This window comes from Protofrankia sp. Cr1 (assembly GCF_963555865.1).
Classification (GTDB): domain Bacteria; phylum Actinomycetota; class Actinomycetes; order Frankiales; family Frankiaceae; genus Protofrankia.
Map to the genome: position 1 here is coordinate 1 of NZ_CAUVXO010000289.1, position 1,159 is coordinate 1,159.

The 1,159-nt window shown below is 66.4% G+C and carries 3 protein-coding genes; all 3 read right to left on the reverse strand.

Annotation, left to right across the window (positions count from 1 at the left end; genetic code table 11):
* Window positions 1–273 precede the first annotated feature (273 nt).
* Window positions 274–678 carry a type II toxin-antitoxin system VapC family toxin gene (locus U9980_RS19210; RefSeq protein WP_322754842.1) on the reverse strand — a complete coding sequence of 135 codons (405 nt, stop codon included), beginning with the start codon at window positions 676–678 and terminating at the stop codon, window positions 274–276.
* A 9-nt stretch (window positions 679–687) separates the two neighbouring features.
* Complete coding sequence (locus U9980_RS19215) at window positions 688–885, reverse strand: hypothetical protein (protein WP_322769189.1); 198 nt, start codon at window positions 883–885, stop codon at window positions 688–690.
* Window positions 886–976: 91 nt separating this feature from the next.
* On the reverse strand, window positions 977–1,159 hold a 183-nt coding region (locus tag U9980_RS19220), incomplete at its 5' end, for a hypothetical protein (RefSeq protein ID WP_322769190.1).

Sequence of the window (1,159 nt, forward strand, 5' to 3'; positions counted from 1 at the left end):
GCCCAGCGGCGGGGTCGTCGCGAACCGCTAAAAGCCCAGGTCGAAGCGCATGCGACACCCACCCAAGGCTCGACTGGTGGACCTAACGCGCCAGAATAAGAAACTCTTGATCTTGGTTGAAAATCCCGAAATCACCATCCACCCGGTCTCTACGCGCCTCCTGACCAGGGGCGACGCCCAGTGAACGCGTAGGCGGACACCTTGCGGGCCAACTCGAACACGCGTTCCTCAGGTCTGGTAGGTCCGGACTCCGCGTCGGTGGGCGAGCAGCCGTTATTCCTCGCCGATGATCCGCAGACCGTGATGATCCTTGAAATAGGCGTAGTCCTTGAGGTTCAAGGTGGCGAGCGGCAGGTTGTGGGTGAGGCAGCAGGCCGCGATCCACATGTCGTTGACCGGGCGTGGCTGTCCTGCCCGGGTGGCGTCCGCGGAGAGCCTGCCCCAGGCGGCGGCGACTGCCTCGTCGCCGGGCAGCACGGGGATTCCGGAGAGCCAGTCGGCGAGCTCCTGGCGTCGGCGGCCGCCCCAGGCTCGCAGGTCGGTCCACTTGGTCAGCTCGCCGAAGGTCACGAAGGTGATCAGGGGTCGACGGCCGATCAGACGGGTTGCCACGGGCCCGTCGAGCCTGCGTTTGTGGCTCAGGGAGACGACGTCGGTGTCCAGGACGACAGGCTGCATGGCGGCGGCTCAGGCGACGTCGCGTCGACGCTCGGCATAGGTGAACGCGAGGAACTCGTCGAGTTCCTCGTCGGAGTCGAAGGTGTCGGCGGCAAGGTCGTCGAGGGACCGGATGGGCTGGGTGCCCTTGGCGGCCAAGAGCTCCTCGGCGGTGACCGGGGGGCGCAGCGGTGGGTACAACGGACGATCGACTTCCGGAGTGCTCATGACGAGGGCCTCCTCGCTGGTGTCTCCGGCTGGCTGCGGGCTGGGCCCATGATACGGCAGCGTGCCGGTCGCTACCCGTAACCGTCTGTTGTCAGACGGGACCGTCGCCTTCCCGCGCACCGGCATCCAGGAGACCGTGATGATCTATCCCTCGAGTGGGGGTCGCCCGAAGGCGCGTCGTATGCTCACCGAGACCACTCCCACCCAGGACCGACTCGCCGAGATATTCGGCCTCGCGAGTTGGGCGCCCCGGACTTAGGTCATACAGTTCCAG

Bases quoted from the DNA above. Each gene is read 5' to 3' on its own strand.
- U9980_RS19210 (WP_322754842.1), bottom strand. From the start codon at position 678: ATGCAGCCTGTCGTCCTGGACACCGACGTCGTCTCCCTGAGCCACAAA.
- U9980_RS19215 (WP_322769189.1), bottom strand. From the start codon at position 885: ATGAGCACTCCGGAAGTCGATCGTCCGTTGTACCCACCGCTGCGCCCC.